This window comes from Frigoribacterium sp. CFBP 13605 (assembly GCF_014839405.1).
GTDB lineage: Bacteria > Actinomycetota > Actinomycetes > Actinomycetales > Microbacteriaceae > Frigoribacterium.
The window spans coordinates 14803-39953 of the sequence record NZ_JACYNS010000017.1 but is presented as its reverse complement, the minus strand read 5'-3'; the positions used below and the strand labels follow the sequence as shown (position 1 = coordinate 39953).

Sequence of the window (25151 nt, the reverse complement as noted above, 5' to 3'; positions counted from 1 at the left end):
CGGCGGGCGCGGGGTCCACCGCGGGGGCGGGCTCGGGCGCGCTGGCGGCGGAGTCCTCGCCCGGGGCAGGGGCCGCGGACGACGGGAGCTCGGGTTCCTCGGCCTCCGGCTCGGCGGGTGCCGAGGGTGCCTGTTCCGGCTCTGCGGCGGCTTCCGGTTCGTCCGCCGGCGACTCGGAGGCGCTGCCGTCTCCGATGCGGACGAGGGCCGTGCCCACCTCGACGGTCTCGTCCTCGGCGACGAGGATCTCCTCGATCACGCCGGCGACGGGCGAAGGGATCTCGGTGTCGACCTTGTCGGTCGAGACCTCGAGCAGCGGCTCGTCGACCTCGACGCGGTCACCGACGTTCTTCAACCAGCGGGTGACCGTACCCTCGGTGACACTCTCTCCGAGTGCCGGGAGGTTGACGGATTCGCTCATCTGTGGGGCTCCTTTGACGACATGTGTGTCTGTGGTTGCTGTGGTGGTGGTGCGGGCCCCTGCTGAGCAGGAGCGATGGTGCCAGGGATCTACATCGCGTGAAGCGGCTTGCCCGCGAGGGCCAGCATGGCTTCGCCGAGGGCTTCGTTCTGCGTGGGGTGCGCGTGGATCAGGGGAGCGACGTCCTCCGGGTAGGCCTCCCAGTTGACGGCGAGCTGTGCCTCACCGATCAGTTCGCCGACACGTGCGCCGATCATGTGCACGCCCACGACGGGACCGTCGACGACGCGGACCACCTTGACCGAGCCGCTCGTCCCGATGATGTGGCTCTTGCCGTTGCCCGCGAGGTTGTAGTCGTAGCTGGTGACCTTGTCGGCGCCGTACTGGTCGGCGGCCTTGACCTCGGTCAGGCCGACGGATGCGACCTCGGGGTCGGAGTAGGTGACCTTGGGGATGTTCACGTCGGAGATCACCTGCGGCTTGAGGCCGGCGATCTCTTCCGCGACGAAGATGCCGTGCTGGAAGCTGCGGTGCGCGAGCTGCAGGCCGGGCACGATGTCGCCCAGGGCATAGACGCCGGGCACGTTCGTCGCGAGACGTTCGTTCGTCAGGACGAAACCGCGGTCCATCGTGATGCCGACCTCTTCGTAGCCGAGACCGGCGGTCGACGGGCCACGGCCGACGGCGACGAGCATGAGGTCGGCGTCGAACGTCTTGCCGTCCTCGAGGGTGACGACGACGCCGTCGTCGTTCTGCTCGACTCCCTGGAACCGGACGCCCAGCGAGAAGGCGATGCCGCGCTTGCGGAACGCGCGCTCGAACTGCTTCGAGATCGACTCCTCCTCGTTGGGGACGAGGTGCGGCAGGGCCTCGACGATGGTCACGTCGACGCCGAAGCTCTTCCAGACGCTGGCGAACTCGACGCCGATGACGCCGCCGCCGAGGATGACGACCTTGTTCGGCACGTGGTCGAGCGCGAGGGCGTGCTCGCTGGTGATGACCTTGCCGCCGATCTCGAGACCGGGGAGGCTCCGCGAGTACGAACCCGTCGCGAGCACGACGTTCTTGGCCTTGAGCGTGGTCTCGCCGACCTGGACGGTCGAGGGCGACGTGAGCTTGCCCTCGCCCTCGACGGTCGTGATGCCACGGGCCTTGACGAGCCCCTGGAGACCCTTGTACTTGCTGGCGACGATGCCCTCGCGGTACGAGGTCACGGCGGCGATGTCGATGCCGTGGAAATCGGTGTTGACGCCGTACTTGGCGGATTCGCGCGACACGTCGGCCACCTCGGCCGAGTGCAACAGCGCCTTGGTGGGGATGCAGCCTCGGTGGAGGCACGTGCCCCCGACCTTGTCCTTCTCGACGAGTGCGACGCTCAGGCCCAACTCGCTCGCTCGCAGCGCTGCGGCGTATCCGCCGCTCCCGCCACCGAGCACCACCAGGTCAAAATTCTGTTCCGACACCCAGCAACTCCCTCGTGCGTCCGCGGTGCCCCGACGCCGAGGCGGGGCCGTCGCGGTGGCGACGACGCCCGTCCCCGAACCGACCGCACCGTTCGGCGGCGTCGTCGTGACGCGCGTCGGAGGATGCTCTCGGGGGACCGATCTCAGCGGGTTTCTCCCGCCCCCTCGACCCTACTACGCAGCAGAAAACTTGTCGGCCAGCTCGATCAGGGTACGGACGGTCACGCCCGTCGAGCCCTTGGCCGTGTAGCCGTAGCCGCCGCCCTTGTTGTTTGACGGACCGGCGATGTCGAGGTGGGCCCAGGGGATCGGCGTCGTCGTGCCCTCCCGCGAGCCGACGAACTCGTTGAGGAAGACGCCGGCGAGCAGCATGCCTGCGGCCGTGTTGCCCGGGGTCGCGTTCACGAGGTCGGCCACGTCGGAGTTCAGGCGCGCGCGGAGTTCGGGGGCCAGCGGCATGCGCCAGAAGGTCTCGCCGGCCGTGTCGGCGAGCGACACGATCTCGGACGCGAGGTCGTCGTTGCCCATGACGCCGACGTAGCGCATGCCCAGGGCGACGACCTGGGCACCCGTGAGGGTGGCCACGTCGACGATGGCGTCGGGCTGCTCGTCGCTCGCCGCGACCAACCCGTCCGCCATGACCAGGCGGCCCTCGGCGTCGGTGTTCGTCACCTCGACGGTCGTGCCGCCCTTGATGGTGAGGACGTCGTCGGGTCGGATCGCCGTGCCGCTCGGCATGTTCTCGGCGATGCAGAGCCAGGCGGTCAGCCGCACGGGGAGCCGCAGCTTGGCCACGGCCACCGTCACGGCGAGGACCGTGGCGGCCCCCGTCATGTCGTCCTTCATGCCGAGCATGCTCCCGGCGGGCTTGAGGGACAACCCGCCCGTGTCGTACGTGATGCCCTTGCCGACCAGGGCGAGGTGCTTGGCGGCTCCGGCGGGGGAGTACTCGACCTTGACGAGTCGGGGACCGCGGCTCGAGCCCTGGCCGACGCCGAGGATGCCCCCGTACCCGCCGTCACGGAGGCCGTCCTCGTCGAGCACGGTCACCGAGAGGGCGTCGTCCGACGCGTGCGCGACGGCGAAGTCGGCGAGTGCCTGGGGGTACATCTGCTGCGGGGGAGTCGTGGCGAGGTCACGGACGGTGTGCACCGCCTCGGCCACCACGGCGGCACGGTCGAGGACGGACTCCTGGACCTCCGTGGCCGTCGCGAGGGCGATGTCGCGAGCGTGTCGACGGGTGTCGGACGCAGAGGAGTGCCGGAACGCGTCGAACTCGTACGAGGCGATCGCGGCGCCCTCGAGGGCGGCCAGTGCGTCGGCGGCGTCGCCCACGGGCAGGGCCAGGACGACCCGGTCGACGGCCGTGAGCTGACGGACGGCCGAGCCGGCGGCGTAGCGCAGGCTCTCGGCCGTGACGGCGTCGCCCAGGCCGACCAGCGCCACGATGGTGGCCGCGACGCCGGACGCGGGGACCTTGACGAGTTCGTCCCGCGCGCCCGTCACACCGAGGGCGGCGAAGGACTCGGCGAGCCCCGGGACCTCGAGGGTCGGCTCGGGACCGTCGGCCCCCTTCACCACTCCGACGACGAGGACGTCGGCCTCGGCGGTGATCGGATCGGACGGCAGGACGGAGAGGGTGGCGACGGTCATCCATCCATCGTATCCACCGTGGTGTTCGCTCTCGGCACGTGGTCGCGGGCCCTCCTGGCGACGACCGGTGCCTAGCATGGAGACCATGCACGACCCCGCAGCTCTCTACGACTTCACCCCCGACGCCGACGGCGTGCCCGAGGGCCTCCCGCTCGTCGCCGGACTCACCGGGTTCGCCGACGCGGGCTCGGCGGTGAGCCAGCTCGCGGAGTACGTCCTCGACACCCTCGACCACACCCTCGTGGCGACGTTCGACGCCGACGAGCTCCTCGACTACCGGGCCCGTCGCCCGACCTTCACGTTCGACCAGGACCACATCTCCGAGATCGAGCCGTCGACCCTCTCCCTCTACCTCGTCCACGACGACCTCGGTCAGCGGTTCCTCCTCCTGGCGGGCTTCGAACCCGACTTCCAGTGGCAGCGCTTCACCGCGGCCGTCGTGCAGCTCGTCGAGCGCTACCGCGTCTCGACCACGACCTGGGTGCACTCGATCCCGATGCCCGTGCCCCACACCCGTCCCATCGGCGTGACGGTCAGCGGCAACCGGTCCGACCTGGTCGAGGCGATGTCCGTCTGGAAGCCCGTGACCCAGGCCCCCGCCAACGCTCTGCACCTCGTCGAACACCGGCTCGGCGAGACGGGTCACCCCACGGCGGGCTTCGTCCTGCTCGTCCCGCACTACCTGGCCGACACCGAGTTCCCCGACGCCGCCGTGGCGGCGCTGTCGAGCATCAGTGCCGCGACGGGTCTGATCTTCCCGACCGACCGCCTCCGCGAAGAGGGTCGTGACTTCATGGTCAAGGTCGACGAGCAGGTCGCCGGCAACCACGAGCTCTCGCGCCTGGTCGCCACGCTCGAGGAACGTCACGACACCTACATGCAGGGAAACCCGCTGCCGTCGCCGTTGACCGACCAGGACGGCCAGGTGCCCACGGCCGACGCACTCGCGGCCGAACTCGAGAAGTTCCTCGCCACCCGGCGGGTCGACGGCGAGGGCGACGACCGCGCCTGACCGGCACCGCACCTCCCGGGTCCGTTCCGATCCGCGGACGCAGGAGGCGCGGGCCGGCGGCCGGCGCCCGGTCGGCTAGGGTCACGGGGTGAACTCCGCACGCGCCTGGGTCGTCTGGGGCGCCGCCGTCTTCGCGTACGTCGTCGCCGTCCTGCAGCGGTCGTCGCTCGGCGTCTCCGGCGTCGAGGCCCAGCAGCTCTTCGGCGTCTCGGCCTCCACCCTGTCGACCCTGGCCGTCGTCCAACTCGTCGTCTACGCCGGGCTGCAGATCCCGGTCGGCGTCCTGCTCGACCGGGTGGGGCCCAAGAGGCTCATCGTCGCAGGGGCCGTCCTGCTGGCGGCGGGCCAGCTGGTCGTGGCGCTCTCGCCCCCGACGATCGGCGTGGCCGTCGTGGGCCGCGTGCTCGTCGGCGCCGGCGACGCGATGACCTTCATCTCGGTGATCCGTCTGCTGCCCTCGTGGTTCCGTGGTCCGATCCTGCCGCAGGTGTCGCAGTGGACCGGCAACGTCGGACAACTGGGTCAGGTGCTGTCGGCCGTGCCGCTGTCGATCGTCCTGCACGGGGCGGGGTGGGGCCCGGCCTTCCTCAGCGCGGCGTCGTTGTCGGTCGTGGCCGCCGTGGTGGTGCTCCTGGTCGTGAAGGAGTCGCCGACCGGTCGCGTCCGCTCCGAGACGGTCGTCAGTTGGGCCGACGCGGGGCGACAGCTCGGACAGAGCGTCCGGCGTCCCGGTACCCGGCTGGGGTTCTGGTCGCACTTCGTGACGCAGTCGTCGGGCACGGTCTTCAGCCTGCTGTGGGGCGTTCCCCTGTTGGTGGGCGGTCTGGGCTTCACGACCGCCGAGGCCTCGGGCATGCTCTCCCTCCTCGTGCTGTCCGGTGTCGTGGCGGGGCCGGTCCTCGGGGTGCTGGTCGCCCGGTACCCGATGCGACGCTCCAACCTGGTCCTCGGCATCGTCACGGTGCTGGCCGTGGTCTGGACGACGCTGCTCGCGTGGCCGGGGACACCCCCGCACTGGCTCGCCTACGTGCTCGTGGTCGTGCTCGGAGTGGGCGGGCCCGGTTCCCTGATCGGCTTCGACTTCGCGCGGACCTTCAACCCGCTTCGCAGCCTCGGCGTGGCCAACGGGGTGGTCAACGTCGGTGGCTTCCTGGCGAGCTTCGTGATGATGTTCCTCATCGGCGTCGTGCTCGATCGACTCGATGCCGCCCGCATCGCCTCGGGCCAGCCGAGCGACCTCTTCGCGTTCGAGTCGTTCCGCATCGCGCTGCTCGTGCAGTACGTGGTGATCGGCGGTGGCGTGGTGGCTCTGCTCGTCGAGCGTCGGCGCACCCGCCGGGGCCTGCGGCTGGAGGAAGGAATAGAGGTGGCGCCGCTCTGGGTTGCCCTCAACAAGAGATGGCATGCCGCACGCACCCGGGCCCGGAGGGGACCGACCGCCTGAGGTCGCCCTTGTCGCTCGGCACCGGTCGGACGTGCAATAATGGGATACGGACCCGTTCATGTCCATCGATCGAGTTACCGCGTCGACGTCGTCGACGCGCATTCGATCGAGGACTTGACATGGGTCCTAGTACTGCCCGAATTCGGCCGACGCCCAGTGCCGGTCGACGTCCCCACCGGCGCACGTGAACGCGACGATCGCGTCCGGTCCGGAACGTACCGAGAACTGAAAGGTGTTCGCATGGCTACACGAAGCAAGGCGACCACGGCCCCCGACGAGGCCGTGACCGACGACACGGCCGTCGAGGCCGAGACTACGGCTCCTCCCGCCAAGAAGGCGCCGGCCAAGAGGGCTCCCGCCAAGAAGGCGGCGACGAAGGCTCCGGCCAAGACCGCCGCGGCCAAGAAGGCCGCCGCAGCCGAACCCGCCGACGACGAGGTCGACGCCGAGGCCGCGGTCGACCCGGCTGCCGCCGACGACGCGGACGGCGAGGGCGCCAAGCCCGTCCCCGAGATCCTCCCCACCGGCGCGCTCGTCATCTCGCAGGACGACGACGACGAGATGCCCGTCTACTCGACGACGATCACGGGTGCGACGGCCGACCCCGTCAAGGACTACCTGAAGCAGATCGGCAAGGTCGCCCTGTTGAACGCGGCCGAAGAGGTCGAGCTCGCCATGCGGATCGAGGCGGGTCTCTTCGCCGACGACAAGCTCGCGAACAGCACCGGCCTGAGCCGCGAGCTCGAGCGTGAGCTGCGCTGGGTGTCGCGCGACGGTCAGCGGGCCAAGAGCCACCTGCTCGGTGCCAACCTCCGACTCGTGGTCAGCCTCGCCAAGCGTTACACGGGCCGTGGCATGCAGTTCCTCGACCTGATCCAAGAGGGAAACCTCGGCTTGATCCGCGCCGTCGAGAAGTTCGACTACACCAAGGGCTTCAAGTTCTCCACCTACGCCACCTGGTGGATCCGTCAGGCCATCACGCGGGCCATGGCGGACCAGGCTCGCACCATCCGCATCCCGGTGCACATGGTCGAGGTCATCAACAAGCTCGCCCGTGTCCAGCGTCAGATGCTGCAAGACCTGGGACGCGAGCCCACGCCCGAAGAGCTCTCGCGTGAACTCGACATGACGCCCGAGAAGGTCGTCGAGGTCCAGAAGTACGGCCGCGAGCCCATCTCGCTCCACACGCCCCTGGGTGAGGACGGCGACAGCGAGTTCGGCGACCTCATCGAGGACACCGAGGCCGTCGTGCCGGCCGACGCCGTCGGGTTCACGATGCTGCAGAAACAGCTCGAATCGCTGCTCGACAGCCTGTCCGAGCGCGAGGCCGGTGTCATCCGCATGCGCTTCGGGCTCGGTGACGGCATGCCGAAGACCCTCGACCAGATCGGTGACACGTTCGGCGTGACGCGCGAGCGCATCCGCCAGATCGAGTCCAAGACGATGGCGAAACTTCGCCACCCGTCGCGTTCACAGTCGCTCCGCGACTACCTCGAGTAGGCCCGTGCGTTACCTGGTCCCCGTGCTGGCCGGCCGTCTCGTCCGGGCGGTCGCCCGGTTGCGTGGTGGCGGGTCGGCGTACCCGGGGCAGACGGTCCTGAAGCTCGCGCCCGACTTCCTCACCCATGTGTCGTCCCAGTTCGATCGCGGCGTCGTGTTCGTGCTCGGGTCGAACGGCAAGTCGACGACCACGATGATGCTCACCGAGACGCTTCGTGCCCACGGATTGAAGGTGTTCACGAACCCCACGGGTGCCAACCTCCCGCAGGGCATCGCGTCGGCCTTTCTCCGTGAGGTGACGCCCTTCGGTCGCGTCCGTGACGACATCGGGGTGATCGAGGTCGACGAGGCCTTCGCGGTCGAGTTGACGAAGTCCCTGCACCCCTCCACGGTGCTCATGCTCAACGTGCAGGTCGACCAGTTGTACCGGTTCTTCGAGACCGAGCGGGTCGGCACGATGATGACCGACACCGCCGCCGAGGCGACGGTCGCGGTCGTCACGAACCGCGACGACCAGCACCTCGGCCCCTACCAGCCGGTCGGTCGCCAGACGGTGACCCGGTTCGGCGCTTCCTCCGAGGTCGTCTCCGCGTCACCCAACGGCCTGCAGAACGCGCACGACTTCAGCCGTGAGGCCGACTCCTCGTTGACCGCGGAGACCGAGGTGACCGCGCTCACGGGCACAGGTGCCACCATCACGGTCTCGGGCACTCCGATCGACGTCCGGCTGCCGGCCCGTGGTCTCCACTACGCGGTCGACGCGGCAGCGGCGCTCCAGACGGCCTCGGTCGTCCTGGGGCACCCGGTCGACCCGGCCGCCGTCCGGCGGGCGTTCGCGAGCATGAAGCCGGCCTACGGTCGTGGTGAGCGCATGTCCCTCGGCGCCGACGAAGCCGAGTTCATCATGTTCAAGAACGCGGCGAGCCTCCAGATGAACCTCGACGCACTCCCGCAGGGCGTCGAGCAGGTCATGTTGGCCATCGACGAGGGCACGCCCGACATCTCGTGGATCTACGACATCGACTTCTCGCACCTCGACCACGTCGACGTCCTCGCCGGCGCGAAGGCGTGGCAGTTGGCCTTGAGGCTCGAGCACGAGGGCATCCCGGTCCACGTGATCGAAGAAGACATCTCGAAGGCCATCCGTCTGATGCGAGCGCTTCCGTCCCCGAGCGACAAGACCAAGCACTTCGTGACGAACTACGAGCAGATGATGCTGGCCCGTCGCATCCTCGGCCACCCCGACCTGGAGAAGACCGCGTGAGCGACGACGTCCTCCGAATCGTCCACCTCTACCCGGAAGAGCTCGGCGTGAGCGGCGATCGGGGCAACGTGACGTCGCTCTCGGTGCGCGCGCGGCGAGCCGGGGTCGACAGCCGCGTGCTCGAGTACCGCGTGGGCGACGACGTGCCGACCGTGGCCGACGTGGTCGTCGTGGGGCACGGCCCCCTGTCCGGCGTGCGAGCCGTCGCCGCCGATGCTCGCCGCCTCGCGCCGGCGCTCGAGTCGTTCGCGGCGTCCGGTGTGCCGGTCGTGGCGGTGGGGGGCGGTCTCGAGCTCCTCAGCCGCGGCGTCGAGGACGTCGACGGGGCGACGGTCGAGGGTGTCGGCTTCTTCGACGCAGTGGTCCGCCGCGGGGCTCCGCGACGGACGAACTACCTGCAGGTGAGCACTGACTACCAGGGCGACGAGGTCACCCTTTTCGGTTTCGAGGACCACGCCGCTCATCTCGAACTCGGGGCGGAGGCGGAGCCCTTCGGGACCGTCGTCCACGGAGGCGGCAACGGAGACGGTCGCGAGGGCGTCCGACGCGGGGTCTCCTTCGGCACGCAGCTGAAGGGCCCGGTCCTGCCGCTCAACCCCGTCCTCACCGACCGGGTGCTCCGCGTCGCCCTGAGCCGCCGGATGATCTCCTACTCGGCAGGCCCCGGGCACGCGAAGCTCGACGAGTACGCCGCCGCGTCGCAGAAGGTCATCGCCGACAACCTCGAGCGTTCGTTCAAGGCCATGTGACGACGTCGGTCCGCAGACACGACGAAGGCCCCGCATCGATCGGATGCGGGGCCTTCGTCGTACCGCCGACCCGGGCTGTGGTCCGGGGAGGCGCGGCGTCTCAGTGGGCGAGGAGCTTCGAACTCTCGTCGAGCCACTCGATGGCGGTGGGCTGCAGCTTCTCCTTGAACTTCGCGCCGTGGTGGGCGCAGAAGAGCAGTTCGCCGGTGGCCATGGTCGCGCGGATGTAGGCCTGGGCTCCGCAGCTGTCGCAGCGGTCCGCGGCGCTCAACTGGTAACGGGAGCCGAGCTCGTCGACGGCGGTCTGGTCGGTGGCCATCTGAGTCATGTGATGCTCCTCCTGACGGTGGTGCGGTGGGTGAGACACTCATCAAAACACGCCGACGTCGGTATCGCGTGCCATCGGCACCGGATTTCGCTCATCGCGTAGCGGCGAGGGGCCGGTCGAGTGTCGGGACTGCCGTGTCGGCGGCCCTCGGTAGGCTGTAACGCGGTCACCGCCTCCCCGCATTCCCGTCGTCGAGAGATGGCGGCGGGCCCCTCAGGAGAACAATGCCCCCCACCTCGTCCGCCCCCGCCTCCGACTACTCGGCCCGGCACCTCTCGGTGCTCGAAGGCCTCGAGGCCGTGCGCAAACGCCCCGGCATGTACATCGGGTCGACCGACTCCCGGGGCCTGATGCACTGTCTGTGGGAGATCATCGACAACTCGGTCGACGAGGCGCTGGGCGGGCACGGCGACACCATCGACGTCGTTCTGCACCCCGACGACAGCGTCGAGGTCCGCGACAGCGGACGCGGGGTGCCCGTCGACATCGAACCCAAGACGGGTCTGAGCGGTGTCGAGGTCGTGTTCACGAAGCTCCACGCCGGCGGGAAGTTCGGCGGCGGGTCCTACACGTCGTCCGGCGGCCTCCACGGCGTCGGTGCCTCCGTCGTCAACGCACTGTCCGAGAGGCTCGACGTCGAGGTCGACCGGGGCGGCAAGACGTACGCCATGTCGTTCCGACGCGGTGAACCCGGCACCTTCGAGGACGTCGACGAACCCACCCCCGATTCACCGTTCACCCCCTTCGTGTCCGGCAGCGTGCTCCGAGAAGTGGGCAAGACCAAGCGTGGCGTCACCGGCACCCGGGTGCGTTACTGGGCCGATCGCCAGGTCTTCACCCGAGGGGCCTCGTTCCAGACGGATGAGCTGTCGGCCAGGGCCCGGCAGACGGCCTTCCTCATCCCGGGGCTGACGTTGACCCTGCGCGACGAACGCGTGGGTTCCCTCACGGACGGCGGCTTCCCGCTCGAGAGCACCTTCCGCTTCGACGGGGGCATCAGCGAATACGTCGAGTTCCTCGCCCCCGACACCGCCGTGACCGACACGTGGCGTCTGACCGGGTCGGGCACCTACACCGAGACGGTGCCCGTGCTCACCGACGGTGGTGCCATGATCGCCACCGAACTCGAACGCCAGTGCGACGTCGACATCGCCCTGCGCTGGGGCGGGGGGTACGAGACGGTCTTCCGCAGCTACGTCAACATCATCGCGACGCCGAAGGGCGGATCGCACCAGACCGGTTTCGAGGCCGGGCTGCTCAAGTTCGTGCGGCAGCAGGTCGAAGCCAACGCCCGTCGCCTCAAGGTGGGCACCGACAAGATCGAGAAGGACGACGTCCTGGCCGGTCTGACGGCGGTCCTCACGGTGCGCCTGCCCGAGCCACAATTCGAGGGCCAGACGAAAGAGATCCTGGGCACGCCGGCCGTCCGCGCGATCGTCGCGAACGTCGTGGCGAACGAGCTGGGCGCGTTGTTCACGTCGACCCGGCGAGAAGACAAGGCGCAGACCGCCCTCGTGCTCGACAAGGTCGTCGCCGAGATGAAGACCCGCATCGCCGCACGGGCGCACAAAGAGACCCAGCGTCGCAAGAACGCCCTGGAGAACTCGACCCTGCCGGCCAAACTGGTCGACTGCCGGTCGAACGACGTGGCGAACAGCGAGCTGTTCATCGTCGAAGGGGACTCCGCGCTGGGCACGGCCAAGGTCGCCCGGAACAGCGAGTTCCAGGCACTCCTGCCCATTCGCGGCAAGATCCTCAACGTGCAGAAGGCCTCGGTCAGCGACATGCTCTCGAACCTCGAGTGCGCCTCCATCATCCAGGTGCTGGGAGCCGGGTCAGGACGGTCCTTCGATCTCGAGGCGGCCCGCTACGGCAAGGTCATCATCATGAGCGACGCCGACGTGGACGGTGCTCACATCCGGACGCTGCTGCTGACGCTGTTCTTCCGGTACATGAGACCGATGATCGAAGCCGGTCGCGTCTTCGCGGCCGTCCCCCCTCTGCACCGAGTGGTCGTGATGCACCCCGGCAGCAAGCCGAACGAGACGATCTACACGTACTCCGAGAAAGAGCTGCACGGTGTCCTCGCAGGGCTCAAACGCACGAACAAGAAGTTCCAGGACCCCATCCAGCGGTACAAGGGACTCGGCGAGATGGACGCCGAACAGCTCCGCACCACGACGATGGAACGCCAGAACCGCATGCTGCGGCGCGTCAAGGTCGACGACGCCGAGAACGCCGCCCGCGTCTTCGAACTGCTGATGGGCAACGACGTGGCTCCTCGCAAGGAGTTCATCATCGACGGCGCCGGTCTCAGCCGGGACCGCATCGACGTCTGAGTCCTGAGCAGGCCGTCACCGAGAACGAGGACGCCCTGTCTCGACGTCGAGGACGCCGCCTCGGTCGCTCCGTCGAGGAGTCACTCGTCCGGTTCGGCACCTGCCTCGAGGCCGGTGGCCGAATCGGCGATGTGCGCCACCGAGGCGCCGACCGAGCCCACGGGCGCGTCCAGGGGCGTGCCCGATCCGTCACGGCGTGAGAGCTCGGCGGGCAGAGTGCGGACCGAACCGTCCGGCCCGACCGCCTGAGCGGGAGCCGGGCCGACCCAGGCCAGCGACAGGGCGTCCTCGCCCTTCAGCAACGAGTGGGACCGGACGCCGCCCGTGGCACGCCCCTTGCCCGGGTACTCGTCGAACGCGCTGAGCTTGGCACGTCCGGGGTCGGTGCCGGCGATCGTCGAGTTGCTCGACGAGACCGTCGCGACGACGGCCTCGCGACCCGCGGGCACGGCACCGAAGAAGATCACGGTCGCGTCGTCCGGAAGGTTGATGCCGGCCACCCCGCCACCCGCGGGCCCCTGCGGCCGGACGGCGGAGGCGGTGAACCGGAGCAACTGCGTGGCGGACGTGACGAAGACGAGTTCGTCCTCGTCGACCCCTTGGGCGACGCCGACGACCTGGTCGCCCTTCTTCAGCGTGATGACCGGGAAGTCGGGTCGGGCGGGGTACTGGCCGGTCGCGACCCGTTTGACGACCCCGCGGGCCGTGCCGAGCGCGATGCTCCGGTCGGCGGTGAGCGAGACGAGCCCGAGCACGCGCTCCTTCTTGTCGACCACGCCGATGTAGTCCCGGATGGGCACCCCCGCACCCAGCTGGACGGACGTGGGCGGCACGGACGGGAGGTCGACGGGGGTGAACCGGACGAGGCGGCCGAGGTTCGTCACGGCGCCGATCTCGGTCCGCGTCGTCGTGTCGATCGACGAGAGGACGGCATCGTGCTTCGTGCGTCGGGTCGGGGGAGTGGGGGCAGCGGAGTCGGGGTCGAGGTGGTCCACCCGCAGGACGCGGCCCGTCGTCGAGAGGAACACCCGGGTCGGGGTGTCGGCGATCTCGAGCACCGGGGCCGACCTGCTGCCCCGACCGGTCGTCGCGACGCTCGCCTTGGCCTCCGTGAGCAGGGTCCGACGCGGCGTGCCGAACTGCTCGGCGATCTCGCCGAGCTCGCTGGACACGAGGGCCCTGAGGCGGGCGGGGTCGGCCAGCAGGTCCTTGAGGTCGGCGATGGCCGCGAGCAGCTCGTCGCGTTCGGCTTCGAGTTCGATGCGGCTGAACTTGGTGAGACGGCGCAGCTGCAGGTCGAGGATGTACTCGGCCTGGATCTCGCTGAGGTCGAAGACCTCGCGCAGGCGTGCCCGGGCGGCAGGCGTGTCGTCGCTCGTCCGGATCACCTGGATGACCTCGTCGATGTCGAGGATGGCGACGAGGAGGCCCTCGACGAGATGGAGGCGGTCTTCTTTCTTGGCCAGCCGGTAGCGGCTGCGACGCGTGACGACCGAGAGGCGGTGCGCGACGTAGACCTCGAGCATCTCCTTCAGGCCGAGGGTCCGCGGCTGCCCCTCGACCAGGGCGACGTTGTTGATGCTGAAGCCGTCTTCGAGCGGGGTGTAGCGATAGAGCTGCTCGAGGACCGCCTCGGGGCTGAAACCCGTCTTGATGCCGATCACGAGACGGAGACCGTGCTTGTGGTCGGTCAGGTCGGTGACGTCCGTGATGCCGGTGAGCTTCTTCGCCTGCACCCCGTCCTTGATCTTCTCGATCACCTTCTCGGGCCCCACGAGGTACGGCAGCTCGGTGACCACGAGGCCGTTCTTCCGTGCGGTGATGCTCTCGACGCCGACCCGCGCCCGGGTCTTGAAGCTGCCCCGACCCGTCGCGTAGGCGTCGCGGACCCCGGCCAGCCCGGCGATCGTGCCGCCGGTCGGCAGGTCGGGACCCGGCACGAACGCCATCAGGTCGTCCAGGCTGGCGTCGGGGTGGTCGATCAGGTGCCGGGCGGCACCGACGACCTCGACGAGGTTGTGGGGCGCCATGTTGGTCGCCATGCCCACCGCGATGCCGCTCGCACCGTTCACGAGCAGGTTCGGGAAGGCCGCCGGAAGCACCTCGGGCTGCATCAACTGGTTGTCGTAGTTGGGGACGAAGTCGACGACGTCCTCGCCGAGTCCCTGGGTCATGGCCAACGACGCCTCGGCGAGACGAGCCTCGGTGTACCGCGGTGCCGCGGGCCCGTCGTCGAGCGAGCCGAAGTTGCCGTGCCCGTCGATGAGCGGCACCCGCATGGTGAAGGGCTGCGCCTGACGGACCATGGCGTCGTAGATCGCGGTGTCGCCGTGCGGGTGGAGCTTGCCCATGACCTCACCGACGACGCGCGCGCTCTTGACGTGGCCCCTGTCGGGCCGGAGGCCCATCTCGGACATCTGGTAGAGGATGCGACGCTGGACGGGCTTGAGGCCGTCCCGGGCGTCGGGCAGCGCTCGGGAGTAGATGACCGAGTACGCGTACTCGAGGAACGACCCCTGCATCTCGAGCGAGACGTCGATGTCCTCGATGCGTTCGCCGTGGTCGGAGCTGCTCGTGTTCTCGGTGGTGGTCATGCACTTCTCACGGATCGGGGTGGACGGGGCACCCGATCGTCGCTGTGCCAGACTGGGGCCGGTGTCCTCCATCGTACCGGCGCGCCCCCGCGGGGCCGTGAGCCTGGCCGACGTGGTGCCCTCGACTCTCGCGTCCCTGCGGGGCGAACCGAACGCGCTCCGCCTGCCCGCCGCGCGGGCCGCGGTGGTCGTCCTGGTGGACGGTCTCGGCCAGGCGGCCCTCGGTGCCCGTCGGGGCCACGCCCGGACGTTGTCGGGGGTGAAGGGCAGCCTGTGGTCCGGGTGGCCCACGACCACCGCCGCGGCGCTCACGACGCTGACGACCGGGGCGCTCCCCGGCGAGCACGGCCTCGTCGGCTACTCGGCTCTCGACCCCGAGAACGATCGAGTGGTGAAGCAGCTCTCGGGGTGGGACGATCGGATGCGGCCCGACGAGTGGCAGCGGCGTCCCACGCTGTTCGAGACGGCCACCGACGTGGAGTCCCACGCCGTCGGCCCCAAGCGCTACCGATCGTCCGGCCTGACCGAGGCCATCCTCCGGGGCGCCACCTACGACGTGGCGGAGAGCGTGGCCGACCGCTTCGAGACCGCGGCGATGCTCGTCGACTCGACCCGCGCCTCCTTGGTGTACCTCTACGTCCCCGAGCTCGACATGATCGCTCACCGTGCCGGCTGGGAATCGGACGAATGGATCGATGCCCTCGAAGGCGTCGACGGCGAGGTCCGGAGGCTGGAGGCCTCGGTCGCGCCCGACGTCGGGGTGATCGTCACGGCCGACCACGGCATCGTCGACGTGGCCGAACGGAGGCGCATCGTCTTCGGGGGCATGCCCGCCCTGGTCGACGGGGTGAGGCACGTGGCGGGGGAGCCCCGCTGCCTGCAACTGCACCTCGAGCCCGATGCCGACGAGGGCCGCCGGGATGCGGTGCTCGACGCGTGGCGAGCAGCCGAAGGCGACCGAGCCTGGGTGTTGTCCCGGTCGGAGGCCGTCGACGCCGGTTGGTTCGGGGCCGTGGACCCGGCGGTCCTGCCCCGCATCGGCGACGTGATCGTCGCCGCCCGGCGGGGCGTCGCCTACTACGACGGACGAGATCGCGGTGGTGCTCCGGGAACCATGGTCGGTCACCACGGATCGTGGTCCGACGACGAGACGCTCGTGCCCTTGAGGACGTTCGGCGCCTACCGGCGGTGATCGTGGCCGCCGGGGCGGGCCAGGAGGGTCAGGCGGGGTCGTCGTCCGTACGCGCTCCGAAGACGATCTCGTCCCAGCTCGGCATCGAGGTGCGCCCCCGCGCCTTCTTGGTCGACTGGGCCGCGCTGGGCATCTCGCGTCGGCCAGCGCGTCCCCGGCTGCCCCGGATGCCCGTGGGCTGGACCGGTGCGTCGCCCGCCGGGGCGTCACCTCGGGTCGACCGGTCGGGCAGCACGGGTGTGGGTTTGGTGGCCCCTTCGGGCAGGTCGAAGTCGTCCAGGGGGACGTCGATCACGCGGATCGCCCCGGTGGCCTGGTGGTCCGGGCGCCCGTCGTCGTCGGAGAACCGGGCGGCCTCGCGTTCTCCGCGTCGGCGTCGCAGCGCCTCGAGGAGGTCCGCGGTCTGGTCGTGCCCGCTCTCGTCGTCGGGTGCCCGGTTGGCGGCGGCGAAGGAGGCGGTGCTGCGGACGCCGGGACGCAACCGGTCGGTCGCGGTCTCGGCCGGCAGTTCGACCGCGTCGGCCTGCTCGACCAGGAAGGCGCCGCTGTCGAAACGGCCCGAGGTGTCGTCGTGGCGCGGCTCACGGGAGACGGCCCGGAGACGAGGGACGAGTGGACCGACGTCCTCGCCGTGCTGCGAGAGGCGGTGGGCGTCGCCGCCGAGGGGGGCGAGGACCGACTTCTTCGGGTCGAAGCGCCACGTCGCGTCGCGCTCGACCTCGTGCGTGACGAAGGCCAGGTGGACCACCCAGCCGTGCTCGGCGTCCTTGTAGGCACTCCAGTCGCGCTGCGAGGTCTCGGCACCGTCCAGTCGCTCGTCGATGACGGCTCCGAAGGTGGTCGCCTGCACACCGGACGTCGCGTCGTCGTCGACGGACACCGGGACGGCCCTGGCGCTCTCGAGCACGAAGGCGCGCTCGGCGAGGACTGGCCCTTCGAACCGGTGCACGTAGTCGAGGTCGGCGCCGGTCAGGTCGGACACCTGCTGAGGGGTCTTGCCAGCCCTGACCAAGGCCTGGATCTCGCGGGGCGGTGCCTTCCGTTCGACCGGGGCGTCACCGGGGCTTGCCGCCCTCAGCTGGGAGTGGAGGGTGTGGGTGACGGGAAGGCGGTACTCGCCACCGGCGTCGGTGGCGACGAGCAGAGCTCCGCTCTGGACGCCTATGACCCTGAGATCCTGCATTTTCCACGCCTTTCACCGTCGTGATCCGGTGCCAAGAGTCGCACGTCGGCGGCCGTTCTCACGGGAATACGACGGGCGTGCCGTCAGTTCTTCCGAGGCGGCTGAAAGGCCGTGGGAACTGGTTTGCTATTCGACAACGAGTGATGCAAACTGCACCCGCCGAATCGGGCACACGAATCACCGAAGAACTGGATGGGCATGGCCACCGACTACGACGCACCTCGCAAGAACGACGACGACGGCTCGGAGTCGATCGAGGGGCTCAAAGAGAGGGTCCCCGACAAGATGACCGGCGTCGTCGACGACGACGCCGACAACCCGGGCTCGTTCGAGCTCGCCGGGCAGGACCTCTCGGACCTCGACCTCGACGTCGTCGTCCTCCCCCCGCAGGTCGACGAGTTCACCTGTGTCGAGTGCTTCCTGGTCAAGCACCGTTCGCAGCTCGACCACGAGACCAAGCTGGGCGCTATCTGCCGGGAGTGCGCCGCCTGATCGCCTCCAACCGTCGCACGACCTCGTCGGGTCGACGGGTCGACACCAACCAGTAGGGCGCCGGGTCGTCGAGGTCCGTCAGAGAGATCTTGACCACCGGTCGCACCCACCCCCGGAAGAGGGTCCAGGCTCGCGCGTCGAGCCGGGGCCCTCTTTCTCGTGTCGCGTCGGCGCCGGTGAACCCTTCGGCGTCACCGATCTCGTGGGCGAACAGACGGGCCCGCCCCGCGGTGAAGCCCTCGTCGTCGATCGTCAGCACGGGCGAGGTCAGGACGAGCAGGACGACGGCGGCCGCGTAGAACACGACGGCCATCACCACGCCGACCGTCGAGTTGATCGGCAGGAAGACCAGGAGGGTGGCGGGGACGAGGAGCGCGCAGGCCACGAAGACGGAGAGCGGCGGGAGCAGGCGCTCACGGTAGGGGTTCATGACGTCCATTCGACCAGACTTCTGCACTACCCTCGACACGTGATCCAGACCCTCGACGTCCTCATCGCCGCCGAGGCGATGTCGGTGCCCGTGTATTCCCACCCGGGCGACGCCGGCGCCGACCTGGTCTCGACCGAGGACCTCGTGCTGAGGCCCGGCCACCGCGCCCTGGTCGGCACGGGCGTCTCCATCGCCCTTCCCGAGGGTTTCGCCGCGTTCGTCATGCCCCGCAGCGGCCTCGCCGCCAAGCACGGCATCACCGTCGTGAACGCCCCGGGCACCGTCGACGCGGGGTACCGCGGAGAGATCAAGGTCTCGCTGCTCAACACCGACCTCGAGGCCGAGCACCACGTCGCCGTCGGTGACAAGATCGCCCAGCTCGTCATCATGCCGGTCGTCCGCGCGACCTTCGTTCCCGTCGCGACGCTCCCCGAGAGCGTCCGAGGGGTCGACGGTCACGGATCCACCGGATACGCACACAACCCAGGAGGCACCGCGTGAGGAAGTCCAAACGCCGCGAGCAAGAACTGGCCGCAGTCGAGATCGACGTCGAGTCGGCCGACGTCGCCGACGTCGAGATCGACATCGAGTCCCTCGACGACGCTGAGGTCGAGGTGTTCGACGACTCCAAGTCGGCACCCGCGGACCGCTCCGAGGTGGGCCCGCTGGACGAGACCGAGGCCAACCCCGTCCGCCCGTACGTCGATCTCGGTGGCGTCAAGATCCTGCCCCGCGAGGGGCTCCACCTCCGACTCGAAGTCGAAGAGGGAAGCAAGAGGGTCGTCGCCGTCGGCCTCGACTTCGCCAAGTCGACGCTGCAGGTGCAGCCGTTCGCGGCGCCCCGCACGACGGGACTCTGGAACGAGATCCGAGGTCAGATCAGCGAGCAGATCGAGAAGCAGGGCGGCACGACGGCCGAGGTCGAGGGGCCCTTCGGTCCCGAGGTCCGCGCCGAGATCCCGGTGATGGGCGGTGACCCCGGCACGACCCGGCGAGCACGCTTCATCGGCGTCGACGGGCCCCGCTGGTTCCTCCGCGGTGTGATCGCTGGCGACGCGGCTCACGAAGGCGACGCTGCCGAGAAGATCGAAGAACTCTTCCGCAGCATCGTCGTGGTCCGCGGGACGACCCCGATGCCTCCGCGCGAGCTGATCCCGCTGTCGATGCCGAAGGCCGGCCCGACCGACGCCCCGGGCACCACGCCCTCGGTCGTCTGACCCGACGTGTCCGCGTCCGACGACCGGCCCGATCCGGCTGATCCGTCGCCGCTCGACGACCCCCGGGTGTCGCTCGCGGCCCAGTTGCAAGCCGCCGCCCGACGGGCCGGCATCGGCCAGGTCGCCCCCGGCGAGGTCCCGACGGCGTCGGCGCTGCTCACCGCCATCGGCGGGGTGCGGGGGCTCGTCGAGTCCATCGTCCCCGGGCTCGGCTTCGTGGTCGTCTACACGATCACGCAGGACGTCGTCCCGTCGGTCCTCATCCCGCTGGTCCTGGCCGTGGCGTTCGTCGTCGCACGCGCGGTCCAGCGCGGTCCGGTCGCCCAGGCCCTCGCGGGTGTCTTCGGCATCGCCCTCTCCGCGGGGATCGCTTTGCTCTCCGGCCGTGCCGAGAACAACTTCGTGCCCGGCCTGCTGATCAACGCCGCGTCGCTCGCCGCGATGCTCGTCAGTATCGCCGTGCGCTGGCCGCTCATCGGCATCGTGGTCGGACTCCTCACGAACGACGGCACGGGCTGGCGGGGGGACCGGGCGAAACGACGCGTCCTCGTCCTGGCCACCTGGTTGTGGGCCGGACTGTTCGCCGCCCGCCTCGCCGTCCAGGTGCCGCTGTGGCTGGCCGGGGACGTCGCTCTCCTCGGGACGCTCAAGCTCGTCATGGGCGTGCCCCTCTACGCGGGGTTGCTCTGGGTGACCTGGCTCCTCGTGCGGACGGTCTACCGCGGACGCGAGGCGGCGGACGACGCGCGGGGCCCCTCGGCCTGACCCGCGCCTCCTGGTGCTATGTTTTGTCTCGACATCGAGACAAATCGCTGGGATCGGCCCCGGGGACACCCCGCGGACTTAGGCTGACCTCGCTGGTGGGCGTCGCGCGCACCGGCCAAGATGAGGGCGTAGTCAGCAAGGGAGACGGCACGTGTCTGCAATCAACAGTTTCGGCTCGAAGAACACCCTCACGGTCGGGTCCACCGACTACGAGGTCTACCGCATCGACGCGGTCGAGGGTTCTTCGACGCTTCCGTTCAGCCTCAAGGTCCTGCTCGAGAACCTGCTCCGCACCGAGGACGGTGCGAACGTCACGGGTGACCAGATCCGGGCCCTCGGCTCGTGGCAGCCCACCGCCGAGCCCGACACCGAGATCCAGTTCACGCCGGCGCGCGTGGTCATGCAGGACTTCACGGGGGTGCCCTGCATCGTCGACCTCGCCACCATGCGAGAGGCCGTCGCCGAGCTCGGCGGAGACCCGACCAAGATCAACCCGCTGGCACCGGCCGAGCTCGTCATCGACCACTCCGTCATCGCGGACCTCTTCGGCTCCGAGAACGCGCTCGAACGCAACGTCGAGATCGAGTACGAGCGCAACGGCGAGCGGTACCAGTTCCTCCGTTGGGGGCAGACGGCCTTCGACGACTTCAAGGTCGTCCCGCCGGGCACCGGCATCGTCCACCAGGTCAACATCGAGTACCTGGCGCGGGTCACCTACAGCCGCGAGGTCGGCGGAGTGCTGCAGGCGTACCCCGACACCCTCGTCGGCACCGACTCGCACACGACGATGGTCAACGGCCTGGGCGTGCTCGGCTGGGGCGTCGGGGGCATCGAGGCCGAGGCCGCGATGCTCGGTCAGCCCGTGTCGATGTTGATCCCCAAGGTCGTCGGCTTCAAGCTCTCCGGCTCGATCCCGACCGGCGTGACGGCGACCGACGTGGTGCTCACCATCACGCAGCAGCTGCGCCGGCACGGCGTCGTCGGCAAGTTCGTCGAGTTCTACGGCGAAGGCGTCGCCGAGGTGCCCCTGGCCAACCGGGCGACCATCGGCAACATGAGCCCCGAGTTCGGTTCGACGGCGGCGATCTTCCCGATCGACGACGTGACCCTCGACTACCTGCGTCTGACCGGGCGCTCCGAGGAGCAGATCGACCTCGTCGAGCAGTACTCCAAGCTGCAGGGCCTGTGGCACGACCCCTCGACCGAACCCGTGTTCAGCGAGTACCTCGAGCTCGACCTCGGGACGGTCGTCCCGTCCATCGCCGGGCCGAAGCGTCCGCAGGACCGCATCGAGCTCACCGAGGCCAAGTCGCAGTTCGAGGTCGACCTCGAGAACTACGCCACGACGGACCACTCGCACGTCGACGCCGCGGTAGAGGGCACGTTCCCGGCCTCCGACCCGATCGGCTTCACGGCCGAGGACGACGACGACGCCCAGCCGCACTCGATCTCGCACACGTCGCACGCACCGGCAAAGGTCTCCAAGCCCACCTCCGTGGCGCTCGGCGACGGCTCGACCTTCACGCTCGACCACGGCGCCGTGGCCATCGCGGCCATCACGTCGTGCACGAACACGTCGAACCCCTCCGTCATGCTCGCTGCGGGCCTGCTCGCCCGCAACGCCAGCAAGAAGGGGCTCAAGGCCAAGCCGTGGGTCAAGACGACCCTCGCGCCCGGGTCGAAGGTCGTCACGGACTACTACGAGAAGGCCGGCCTGACCACCTATCTCGAGGACCTCGGTTTCTACACCGTCGGCTACGGCTGCACGACCTGCATCGGCAACTCGGGCCCGCTGCTCGACGAGATCTCCACGGCGGTGCAGGACAACGATCTCGCCGTCACGGCCGTCCTGTCGGGCAACCGCAACTTCGAGGGTCGCATCAACCCCGACGTCAAGATGAACTACCTCGCCAGCCCGCCGCTGGTCATCGCGTACGCCCTCGCCGGGTCGATGAACTTCGACTTCGAGAACGACGCCCTGGGCACCGCCGACGACGGCTCCGACGTCTATCTCCGCGACATCTGGCCCGACGCGGCCGAGGTGCAGCAGACGATCGACTCGTCCATCGACACGGGGATGTTCACCCATGAGTACGCCGGGGTGTTCGACGGCGACGAGCGCTGGCGCTCCCTGCCGACCCCCACGGGCGCCACCTTCGAGTGGGACTCCGAGTCGACCTACGTGCGCAAACCGCCGTACTTCGAGGGCATGACGATCGAGACCACGCCGGTGACCGACATCCAGGGCGCCCGCGTGCTGGCCAAGCTCGGCGACTCGGTCACGACCGACCACATCAGCCCCGCCGGGTCGATCAAGGTCGACAGCCCGGCCGGTCACTACCTCGACGAGCACGGCGTGGACCGCAAGGACTTCAACTCGTACGGGTCCCGTCGCGGCAACCACGAGGTCATGATCCGGGGCACGTTCGCGAACATCCGCCTCAAGAACCAGCTGCTCGACGGGGTCGAGGGGGGCTACACCCGCGACTTCACCCAGGCCGAAGGCCCGCAGTCGTTCATTTACGACGCCAGTGCTCGCTACCAGGAGCAGGGCACGCCCCTGGTCATCCTGGGCGGCAAGGAGTACGGCTCGGGGTCTTCCCGGGACTGGGCCGCGAAGGGCACGAGCCTGCTCGGGGTCAAGGCGGTCATCACCGAGAGCTTCGAACGCATCCACCGGTCGAACCTGATCGGCATGGGAGTGGTTCCCCTGCAGTTCCCGCAGGGCGAGAGCTGGGAGTCGCTCGGTCTCGACGGCACGGAGCAGATCGACATCGTTGGCATCGAGCAGCTCAACGAGGGCACGACGCCGAAGACGGTCCACGTCACGGCGACCCCCACCACCCATTCGCCCGCGGGCAAGCAGCCGGTCGAGTTCGATGCCGTCGTGCGCATCGACACCCCCGGCGAGGCCGACTACTACCGCAACGGTGGCATTCTGCAGTACGTCCTGCGCAGCCTGGTCTGAGCGACGGACCCCGCAGTGACCAGGCCCCCGGACGATCGCCCGCGTCGTCCGGGGGTCGCACGGCGTTCTCGCCGGTCGCGTGCCTAGACTGGCGGGATGCCCGAGAGGGCCGAGAGGGAAGGCCAGCATGAGCCTGCTGCAGACGATCACGGGGCCTCGTGACCTCGACCGCCTGACGAACGAACAGATGGTCGAACTGGCCGCCGACATCCGCCGGTTCCTCGTGACCGAAGTGTCGAAGACCGGGGGCCACCTCGGGCCGAACCTCGGCGTCGTCGAGTTGACGTTGGCCATGCACCGGGTGTTCCACTCGCCGCACGACGCCTTCGTCTTCGACACCGGCCACCAGTCGTACGTCCACAAGCTCCTCACCGGTCGCCAGGACTTCTCGGGGCTCCGGCTCCGGGGCGGTCTCGCCGGATACCCGCAGCGGTCCGAGTCCGAGCACGACATCGTCGAGAGCTCACACGCCTCGAGTTCGCTCTCGTGGGCCGACGGCATCTCCCGGGCCTTCCAACTGACGGGCCGGGACGATCGGCACGTGGTCGCCGTCGTGGGCGACGGCGCGTTGACCGGGGGCATGACGTGGGAGGCCCTGAACAACATCAGCGACGACAACGACCGTCGCCTCACCATCGTGGTCAATGACAACGGCCGGTCCTACGCCCCGACCATCGGAGGAATGGCCCGTTTCCTCAACACGGTCCGCACCCGCCAGGCCTACCGCGAGCTCCACGTCGGCAGCAGGGCCGTCTTCGACCGACTCGGACATCCGGGTCGTGCGGTCTACCGCGGCGTCCGGGGTGGTCTGCACGGCTTCCTGAGCCGGTTCACGAACAACGAGGCCCTCTACTCGAACCTGGACATCAAGTACATCGGGCCGGTCGACGGTCACGACCAGGTCGCCATGGAAGAAGCGCTGCTCCAGGCGAAGAACTACGGGGCGCCCGTGATCGTGCACGCCATCACCGAGAAGGGCCGGGGATTCGATCCGGCGCGCGCCGACGTCGCCGACCAGTTCCACGCGGTCGGGCAGATCGACCCCGAGACGGGCGAACCCCTCGAGGCGGCCACCTCGCCGTCGTGGACGTCGGTCTTCGCCGACGAGATCGTCGACATCGCCGAGCACGACGAGAAAGTCGTCGGCATCACGGCGGCGATGCTGCGTCCGGTGGGCCTGCACAAGCTCGCCGAACGGTTCCCGAAACGGGTCTTCGACGTCGGCATCGCCGAACAGCACGCGGTCACGAGTGCCGCGGGTCTCGCGTTCGGTGGACTGCACCCCGTCGTCGCGCTGTACGCCACCTTCGTGAACCGCGCCTTCGACCAGGTGCTGATGGACGTCGCCCTCCACCGGGCCGGGGTCACCTTCGTGCTGGACCGCGCCGGTGTGACCGGACCGGACGGCCCGAGCCACCACGGCATGTGGGACCTCGCCCTCCTGCAGATCGTGCCGCACATCCGTCTGGCCGCCCCTCGTGATGCGACGCGACTACGCGAAGAGCTCCGGGAGGCCGTGGCGGTCGACGACGCGCCCACCGTCATCCGGTTCTCGAAAGGCGCCGTCGGCGTCGAGCACGACGCCGTCGAACGACTCGAGGACGGTGTCGAGGTGCTGCGACGCACCGGCCGCGACGACGTCCTCATCGTCTGCGTCGGCCCGATGGCCGGCATCGGACTCGAGGTCGCCAAGCGACTGGAGGCCCAGGGCATCGGTGCCACGGTCGTCGACCCTCGATGGGTCGTCCCCGTCCCGGCCAGCATCATCGAGCTGGCCGCTGCCCACCGGCTCGTCATCACGATCGAGGACGGCGTGCGGGTGGGCGGGATCGGCACCCGTGTGCGACAGGACCTCCGTGGCGCAGGCGTCGACACGGCCGTGACCGAGTTGGGACTGCCCGACGAGTTCCTCGAACACGGGTCCCGGGCCGAGATCCTCGACGAGGCCGGCCTCACGCCGCAGCACATCGCTCGCGACGTCGTCGCCCAGGTGCTCGGCAGCCGAATCCCGGTGGCGAGGCCACTGGACGAGACCGCTGCCGCATCCCGGCACGAGGACGCCCGGCACGACTGAGCCCCGGTGCGGTGTCACGCCGCACGACAGACGTCGAACGCCCCGTCCCTCTCGACACGGGGC

General features: G+C 69.5%; 20 protein-coding genes. 13 read left to right on the top strand and 7 right to left on the bottom strand.

The genetic code is table 11. From position 1 onward, the window contains the following. The 3 genes from IFT36_RS06260 to IFT36_RS06250 form a co-directional block, all read right to left on the bottom strand. The coding region (locus IFT36_RS06260; RefSeq protein ID WP_307785045.1) for a biotin/lipoyl-containing protein at nucleotides 1–421 on the bottom strand (421 nt) is incomplete at its 3' end. Nucleotides 422–510: 89 nt separating this feature from the next. Then, nucleotides 511–1884, bottom strand: coding sequence for a dihydrolipoyl dehydrogenase (gene lpdA / locus IFT36_RS06255; protein WP_159826512.1), 1374 nt, complete (start codon nucleotides 1882–1884; stop codon nucleotides 511–513). 174 nt (nucleotides 1885–2058) lie between these two features. Continuing rightward, nucleotides 2059–3537, bottom strand: coding sequence for a leucyl aminopeptidase (locus IFT36_RS06250; RefSeq protein WP_200412671.1), 1479 nt, complete (start codon nucleotides 3535–3537; stop codon nucleotides 2059–2061). An 85-nt stretch (nucleotides 3538–3622) separates the two neighbouring features. On the opposite strand from IFT36_RS06250, the gene IFT36_RS06245 reads away from it, so the two are divergent. The 5 genes from IFT36_RS06245 (at nucleotide 3623) to IFT36_RS06225 (ending at nucleotide 9506) form a co-directional block, all read left to right on the top strand. Continuing rightward, the gene (locus IFT36_RS06245; RefSeq protein WP_056047489.1) at nucleotides 3623–4549 is read left to right on the top strand and encodes a proteasome assembly chaperone family protein; all 927 of its coding nucleotides are present in this window, start codon (nucleotides 3623–3625) and stop codon (nucleotides 4547–4549) included. Between the two features lie 88 nt (nucleotides 4550–4637). Then, nucleotides 4638–5993, top strand: coding sequence for an MFS transporter (locus IFT36_RS06240; RefSeq protein ID WP_192123584.1), 1356 nt, complete (start codon nucleotides 4638–4640; stop codon nucleotides 5991–5993). Between the two features lie 240 nt (nucleotides 5994–6233). Further along, nucleotides 6234–7493: an RNA polymerase sigma factor gene (locus IFT36_RS06235; RefSeq protein WP_056047486.1), complete on the top strand. Its 1260-nt coding sequence runs from the start codon at nucleotides 6234–6236 to the stop codon at nucleotides 7491–7493. 4 nt (nucleotides 7494–7497) lie between these two features. Then, nucleotides 7498–8757, top strand: a complete 1260-nt coding sequence (locus IFT36_RS06230) for a MurT ligase domain-containing protein (RefSeq protein WP_123570134.1) — start codon at nucleotides 7498–7500, stop codon at nucleotides 8755–8757. Continuing rightward, a complete protein-coding gene (locus IFT36_RS06225; protein ID WP_123570133.1) occupies nucleotides 8754–9506 on the top strand; it encodes a hypothetical protein in 753 nt (250 codons plus the stop codon). Before IFT36_RS06230 ends, IFT36_RS06225 begins: the two co-directional genes overlap by 4 nt. 100 nt (nucleotides 9507–9606) lie before the next feature. Here IFT36_RS06225 and IFT36_RS06220 read toward each other — a convergent pair whose 3' ends face one another. After that, nucleotides 9607–9834, bottom strand: a complete 228-nt coding sequence (locus tag IFT36_RS06220; RefSeq protein WP_043592677.1) for a DUF7455 domain-containing protein — start codon at nucleotides 9832–9834, stop codon at nucleotides 9607–9609. A 224-nt stretch (nucleotides 9835–10058) separates the two neighbouring features. Between IFT36_RS06220 and IFT36_RS06215 the strand changes: the two genes are divergently transcribed. Beyond that, nucleotides 10059–12173 carry a DNA gyrase/topoisomerase IV subunit B gene (locus tag IFT36_RS06215; RefSeq protein ID WP_200412670.1) on the top strand — a complete coding sequence of 705 codons (2115 nt, stop codon included), beginning with the start codon at nucleotides 10059–10061 and terminating at the stop codon, nucleotides 12171–12173. An 80-nt stretch (nucleotides 12174–12253) separates the two neighbouring features. Here the strand turns inward: IFT36_RS06215 and IFT36_RS06210 are convergent, their stop codons facing one another. Continuing rightward, nucleotides 12254–14767: a DNA gyrase/topoisomerase IV subunit A gene (locus IFT36_RS06210; RefSeq protein WP_159826517.1), complete on the bottom strand. Its 2514-nt coding sequence runs from the start codon at nucleotides 14765–14767 to the stop codon at nucleotides 12254–12256. A gap of 61 nt (nucleotides 14768–14828) precedes the next feature. Here IFT36_RS06210 and IFT36_RS06205 point away from each other — a divergent pair, with 61 nt between their 5' ends. Beyond that, entirely contained in the window at nucleotides 14829–15959 is a 1131-nt protein-coding gene (locus IFT36_RS06205; RefSeq protein ID WP_123570130.1) for an alkaline phosphatase family protein, read from the top strand. A 28-nt stretch (nucleotides 15960–15987) separates the two neighbouring features. On the opposite strand, the gene sepH is transcribed toward IFT36_RS06205, so the two are convergent. Beyond that, complete coding sequence (gene sepH / locus IFT36_RS06200; protein WP_200412669.1) at nucleotides 15988–17142, bottom strand: septation protein SepH; 1155 nt, start codon at nucleotides 17140–17142, stop codon at nucleotides 15988–15990. Between the two features lie 198 nt (nucleotides 17143–17340). Between sepH and IFT36_RS06195 the strand changes: the two genes are divergently transcribed. Then, a complete protein-coding gene (locus IFT36_RS06195; protein ID WP_043592858.1) occupies nucleotides 17341–17634 on the top strand; it encodes a DUF4193 domain-containing protein in 294 nt (97 codons plus the stop codon). Here the strand turns inward: IFT36_RS06195 and IFT36_RS06190 are convergent. After that, entirely contained in the window at nucleotides 17609–18064 is a 456-nt protein-coding gene (locus IFT36_RS06190) for a DUF3093 domain-containing protein (protein WP_200412667.1), read from the bottom strand. The genes IFT36_RS06195 and IFT36_RS06190 overlap by 26 nt on opposite strands. Nucleotides 18065–18103: 39 nt before the next feature. Here IFT36_RS06190 and dut point away from each other — a divergent pair, with 39 nt between their 5' ends. From dut to dxs, 5 genes are all read left to right on the top strand, one after another. Next, nucleotides 18104–18565 carry a dUTP diphosphatase gene (dut, locus tag IFT36_RS06185; RefSeq protein WP_173150895.1) on the top strand — a complete coding sequence of 154 codons (462 nt, stop codon included), beginning with the start codon at nucleotides 18104–18106 and terminating at the stop codon, nucleotides 18563–18565. Nucleotides 18566–18642: 77 nt separating this feature from the next. Beyond that, a complete protein-coding gene (locus tag IFT36_RS06180; protein ID WP_123570779.1) occupies nucleotides 18643–19281 on the top strand; it encodes a DUF3710 domain-containing protein in 639 nt (212 codons plus the stop codon). A gap of 6 nt (nucleotides 19282–19287) precedes the next feature. Then, entirely contained in the window at nucleotides 19288–20046 is a 759-nt protein-coding gene (locus IFT36_RS06175) for a DUF3159 domain-containing protein (protein WP_056045452.1), read from the top strand. Between the two features lie 151 nt (nucleotides 20047–20197). Then, on the top strand, nucleotides 20198–23014 hold the full coding sequence (gene acnA / locus IFT36_RS06170; RefSeq protein WP_159826519.1) for an aconitate hydratase AcnA: 2817 nt from the start codon (nucleotides 20198–20200) through the stop codon (nucleotides 23012–23014). 127 nt (nucleotides 23015–23141) lie between these two features. Next, nucleotides 23142–25088, top strand: a complete 1947-nt coding sequence (dxs, locus tag IFT36_RS06165; RefSeq protein ID WP_200412666.1) for a 1-deoxy-D-xylulose-5-phosphate synthase — start codon at nucleotides 23142–23144, stop codon at nucleotides 25086–25088. Nucleotides 25089–25151 lie beyond the last annotated feature (63 nt).

Coding starts and splice junctions, on each gene's coding strand:
- IFT36_RS06235 (WP_056047486.1), top strand. CDS start 6,234: ATGGCTACACGAAGCAAGGCGACCACGGCCCCCGACGAGGCCGTGACC.
- IFT36_RS06195 (WP_043592858.1), top strand. CDS start 17,341: ATGGCCACCGACTACGACGCACCTCGCAAGAACGACGACGACGGCTCG.
- IFT36_RS06245 (WP_056047489.1), top strand. CDS start 3,623: ATGCACGACCCCGCAGCTCTCTACGACTTCACCCCCGACGCCGACGGC.
- dxs (WP_200412666.1), top strand. CDS start 23,142: ATGAGCCTGCTGCAGACGATCACGGGGCCTCGTGACCTCGACCGCCTG.
- IFT36_RS06220 (WP_043592677.1), bottom strand. CDS start 9,834: ATGACTCAGATGGCCACCGACCAGACCGCCGTCGACGAGCTCGGCTCC.
- IFT36_RS06190 (WP_200412667.1), bottom strand. CDS start 18,064: ATGAACCCCTACCGTGAGCGCCTGCTCCCGCCGCTCTCCGTCTTCGTG.
- IFT36_RS06250 (WP_200412671.1), bottom strand. CDS start 3,537: ATGACCGTCGCCACCCTCTCCGTCCTGCCGTCCGATCCGATCACCGCC.
- IFT36_RS06215 (WP_200412670.1), top strand. CDS start 10,059: ATGCCCCCCACCTCGTCCGCCCCCGCCTCCGACTACTCGGCCCGGCAC.
- sepH (WP_200412669.1), bottom strand. CDS start 17,142: ATGCAGGATCTCAGGGTCATAGGCGTCCAGAGCGGAGCTCTGCTCGTC.
- IFT36_RS06210 (WP_159826517.1), bottom strand. CDS start 14,767: ATGACCACCACCGAGAACACGAGCAGCTCCGACCACGGCGAACGCATC.